Origin of the sequence: Chryseobacterium sp. VD8 (assembly GCF_037149975.1) — a bacterium.
Lineage (GTDB): Bacteria > Bacteroidota > Bacteroidia > Flavobacteriales > Weeksellaceae > Chryseobacterium > Chryseobacterium indicum.
In genome coordinates, this window is record NZ_JBBCQL010000273.1 from 1 (window position 1) to 5,451 (window position 5,451).

General features: G+C 36.4%; 3 protein-coding genes. All 3 read left to right on the top strand.

Going from position 1 to position 5,451, the window contains the following annotated elements:
- Positions 1–3,559, top strand: a 3,559-nt coding sequence (locus WFK35_RS20150; RefSeq protein ID WP_336734221.1) for a T9SS type A sorting domain-containing protein, incomplete at its 5' end; no start/stop codon positions are given.
- Between the two features lie 106 nt (positions 3,560–3,665).
- Positions 3,666–4,373, top strand: a complete 708-nt coding sequence (locus WFK35_RS20155) for a response regulator transcription factor (RefSeq protein WP_336734223.1) — start codon at positions 3,666–3,668, stop codon at positions 4,371–4,373.
- A 2-nt stretch (positions 4,374–4,375) separates the two neighbouring features.
- Positions 4,376–5,451: histidine kinase dimerization/phospho-acceptor domain-containing protein (locus WFK35_RS20160; protein ID WP_336734225.1), on the top strand; the 1,076-nt coding region annotated here is incomplete at its 3' end.

The window sequence follows — 5,451 nt, forward strand, 5'->3', positions numbered from 1 at the left end:
TTTAATATTATCATCTGGATCTAATACACAGACAGTAGATGTAAATACACAAATTCTGCCAATTATTTATACATTTAGTAATGCTTCAAATGTAGTTGTAAGTGGTTTGCCTTCAGGAGTTACAGGAGTTATAAATAACAATACTCTTACAATTAGCGGAACACCAACGGCTGTAGGTACATTTAATTATTCTGTCGCTACAAATGGAGGATGTGGACAGATAACACTAAACGGGAAAATAGATGTTACAGCAGTAAGAGATTGGCGATTAGCTCCCAACAGTTATATTTTTGATCCTAATCTTAATAATGACGGATTTTATATTCCTGTGAAGAAAGCCTACGCAATGTGGAAAGATCAGAATGGGTTGCTGAATGATGCCACAATCCTTAATGGTACACCAACAGCAGAGGTTTACTGGGAAGATGTTGCCGGTCTTATCCGCTCTTCAAATTATAGCCTCTCAATGGAAGGATTCGGTGAGGATGCAAAAATTAAGGTAGAGATAAATAAAGCAAAAGGTGAAGGAAATGCTCTTGTAGCATTTAAAATTAATAATAAAATTGTTTGGAGCTGGCATGTTTGGGTTACAGACGATCCATCAAATGGTGTAACCTATGGAAATGTTAGAGCGGGTGTAGAGACAGCAAGTTATTTAGAAAATGGGGTTGTAAAGAAATTTACTCCAAAGTGGATGGACAGGAATCTTGGTGCTACAAATAAAGATTTTACAGGGTATAACTGGGATAAATCAGGTGGTTTAATGTATCAATGGGGAAGAAAAGATCCTTTTCCGGCCTTTGAATATAAAGATAACTCAAAATATGAGGTTAGTGGAACTATAGGTACGAAAAAACATTTGTATGATTATACGGGAAATGGTACAACGGACAAGATAACAAGTATGCAGAGACCTTATAGTGACATTAATAGCAATATTAAATATTCAGTAAATAATCCTTTAGACCTTATTTTTACAAATGTAGTAGCCGGACATGCGTGGTTTGTTCAAAACATAGGTGCTGATAATGCCACAAGAAAGAAATCTGATCTTTGGGGAGATAATTCTCAGCTTGCTACCAATACAGCGGGAAGTACTGTCAACACCTACAAACCAAAAACTTCCTATGATCCTTGTCCGAATAACTGGAGAGTACCATCTTACATAAACAATACATTTGCAACAACAGTTAGCAATACTTTCTCTCCGTGGGGAAGAGATTCCGGCAGCCCGGCCAATGATTTAGCATCTTTTGTTAATACTAAGCCAACCACAATTAATCAGGCTTTAAACGGAGTAAAAATTTATCATAACTTAGGTATAGATTTTACAAACACCTATTCAGGAAGTTTTCCAAGAAATATGGGAATTTATCCGGGTAATGGCAAATATGTAGTAGGCTCTACCGGTGATTTTTATCATCAGGATCCTCACGAAATTATTGTTCAGTCTGCTACAGTTGCTGCTTCATCCACTCCTTATTCATACTTTTTTTATGCTTATGGAGATGCTGGACAATTTACGTCAAAACCTGATGCTACATTATATCCTAATATGATTGGTAAATATTATACCCATGCATATGAATCTATAGGCTTGTCAGGAGCTATGGCGTGTCGTTGTGTAGAAGATAAATATGCGAAAGGATATGATTTCCCGACCAGTTTCTTTACTAATGTAGCGAATGTAAATTATACGGAAGGACTTAAAGATCCGAATACATATTTGGTTACTAGAGCAGCTACAGAAAGGGAAATAAAAATCCCGATTAGTAAAGCGTTCTCTGTTTATAATCAATACCTTTCAGATCATGGAATGCGTGATTTCAGTAGTCTTAAAGTAAATGTTTATTGGGCAGATAACAGATCTTTAATCTCTAATATCAAAGTAATTAATGCTCCGACTAGCAAGGAAAATATAAAGGATGCCTACATCTCGGTAAAAGTAGCTCCGGATCAATCAGGAAATGCAGTAGTTTCATTACATAACGGAAGTGTTTCTGCTCCTGCTTACTGGAGTTGGCATATCTGGGTAACCAATACCAATGTGGATGAAGTTGCTTATCAGACAGAAGATGTATTATTACCTTCTAATGCCAATTATGCGAATTTTACAAATTCCGGAGCTCAGCCAATGAAAAATATCTTTATGGATAGAAATCTTGGTGCAGCAGATGCTTTTCCAAATGTCGCCAATCCAGAGTCTGTAACACCGGCAGAATTAACAATGATTAATAACTCTGCTGGAATGCAGTATCAATGGGGCAGGAAAGACCCTATACCAAGCTTTATTACTCCCGGTGTAATTGTCTCTAATGGAATGGCAGCTACAGGAAATTACAGTATCTGGACTTCATCCGGACCTGATGCGAATGGAAATTTGTATCCCTCATCATTTTCTGAACTTACAGGAAATGCCTATGAAAATACTTACATCAGGCGAAGAGATACAGATTATGGTAATGTAGGAATTACTAAGGCAGAAAAAATAATGAATAATCTGAAATATGCTTCAGAAAACCCTCTTGCTTTTATGGTTCCTGGTACAAAATATACAAACCGGTCAAGTCTCAATTCTTTTTATGGTCAAGACTGGCTGTATTCTACTCCTAACCAAATGATGGACAGATGGGGGCATGCTACCTCTAAATCTGTATTTGATCCTTGTCCTGCAGGGTGGAGAGTTCCGGATACGTCCAATGGAGTCGTAGATAATGATCCGAATGATCCGAATCATTTAGATGACAATAAAGGAAGCTCCCCATGGTATAATGGCTTTTATAAAAAGAATGCATCGATAGATCCGTTTAGAATTCATAGTATGGGAATTGTACAGGAAATGGATTTTGAAATTAAAAATCCAACAGATATTTATAATGGAGGTGTTCCTTATTACTTGGGTAATACTGTTAAAAATACAAGCACGGTCTATGGATATCAGTTTGGCATTTCTGATAATACAGGTAACCCGAACCTGAAATATAAAATAGGAAACTATCCCGTAACAGGATTGAGAGGTTTTAGTAATAATGATGCCATTTCTGCGGCTATGAAATTAGGTATTTCAGGAGTGTGGACAGCAACATTAAGATCTGCTAACTCTTATGGAACTGCCTATAATATGGCTTTTCTGACAAACAGTCTTACCTCGTCCAAGCTTGTATCAATGAATGATTCATTTATTAATCATCCGATGAATGCGATGAATGTGAGATGTGTAAAAGAGGAATCAAAATTCGGGCAATTGTTAGGAGTAGCTTCTAATACGGGAATTGCAGCAACAACAAATCGCACAGCAAAAAATACTTCCGGAAAAAATCCAGATATAAAAGCAGATATTACCATAGATGTATATCCAAATCCTTTTAACAGCTTTATTACGGTTAAAGGGGAAGATCTGAAATCTTATGAGCTGTATGATATTTCTGGTAAACTCCTTAAACAAGGAAACTTATTGCAGAAAACAATTAATACGAATGACTTAATTAAAGGTGAATATCTGTTAAAAATAATAACGAATAGGAACATAATAAAGGTTAAGAAAATCATGAAAAATTAAATTAGTACGAAGAGGCTGTCTCAAAATTGAGGCAGCTTTTTTTTTTTCAGACATCCAAAATTTCATTTCCCATCTTTTCCCTATTTTTGTCTAATTCCAAATTTCAATGAAAAGAATAATCCTCATCGAAGACGAAACCAGTGTGGTATCCTTTATCAAAAAAGGGCTGCAGGAAAGCGGATACGAAGTTTCTGTGGCTTTTGACGGTAAAACCGGAGTACAATTGGTGCAGTCGAACGATTTTGATCTGGTCATACTCGATATTATGCTGCCGGAAATGAACGGTTTGGAGGTCTGCAAAGAAATCCGGAAAACCAATCAGAATGTTCCGATTCTCTTCTTAACCGCTTTGGGAACTTCAGAGAATATTGTTTTGGGACTGGAAAGCGGAGGAGACGATTATCTCGTAAAACCGTTTAAATTCATAGAACTTGTTGCGAGAATTAAATCTTTATTAAGAAGAAGCAATAGTGGAAATCATTATGAAAGTACTGAAGATGAAGAAGATAATGAATATGTATATCAGTTTTCAGATTTGGTTTTAAATGATTATACCAAGAAAGTTACGCGCGCGGGCGAAGAAATTTCACTTACTTCCACAGAATACAAGCTGCTTTTATATTTTTTAAATAATCCTGAAAAAGTCATTTCGAGAACAGAAGTTTTAGAAGCGGTTTGGGGCGTGAATTATGAACTGGGAACCAACGTTGTAGATGTGTATGTAAATTATTTGCGAAAGAAGCTCGACAATCAGGAAGATAATAAGCTGATTCATACAGTAATAGGAATGGGATATGTGCTGAAAAAATCTTAAAGATGTTTAATAAAGTTGTCACAAATCAGACCAAAACAATGGTGCTTCTAATGTTGGTTTTTACCGCCATCATATTGCTGTTCAGTGGATTGGTGTATTTTTCAATTGTCAACTTTTCACATCAGAGATTTTATGAACTGCTGAAAATCCGTACCACCACCATTATTCAGATCGAAAAAGGCAAAGATAATCTGGATCTTCCGGAAAATTATATTCTGAACGGATTAAACGATGAAGAGCTTCCGATGGAACGGGATTATGTTTTTGCAATTCCGTCTGACTCAAACTTTAAGAAAATTTCGGATGAGGTTCATATTCCGGACTATTTTTTTAAAAGCATTGTAAAAAAAGGCGAGGCGAATTTTAATGACAAGGAGTTTTACTACATCGGGCAAACTTTTAAGCATGATAATAAAAATTACATTGCCATCGCATCCGCCAAAAACCATTATGTGGTTTACTATCTCGGTTTTTTAAAAAGAACCCTGATTACCTGCATCGTTCTTTCACTGTTCTTCAGTATGATCTTTTCTTTTTATTTATCAAAAACGTTATTTAAACCTATCCTTAAAATTACAGGAAAAGTAAAGGAAATCAGTTCCGAAAATCTGCATTTACGTCTGGAACCGCAACCTGATAATAAGGAACTGAACGAACTCATCGACACTTTCAACGGAATGCTGAACCGCATCGAAACCTCTTTTGAAACCCAGAATCACCTGATCGGAAATGTTTCCCATGAATTGAGGACACCGTTAACGTCGATTATGGGGGAAGCAGATGTTGCACTTTCGATTTCCAGAACCAACGAAGAGTATAAAGAAACTTTGGGAATCATTCTGAATGAAGCCGAAAAATTAGACAAAAAAATCAAGGCTCTGTTGATGATCGCGCAAACCGGATTTGACGGTAAAATCCAGAAAATGGATAAAGTGCGGATCGATCAGTTGCTTTGGGATGTCATTGAAACCCTCAGAAGAATAGATTCAAGAAATAATATCTATCTCGATATCAGTATGTTGCCGGACAATCCTAAAAAACTGAAAGTTCAGGGCAATGAACAGCTGCTGCATCTTGC

Coding starts and splice junctions, on each gene's coding strand:
- WFK35_RS20155 (WP_336734223.1), top strand. CDS start 3,666: ATGAAAAGAATAATCCTCATCGAAGACGAAACCAGTGTGGTATCCTTT.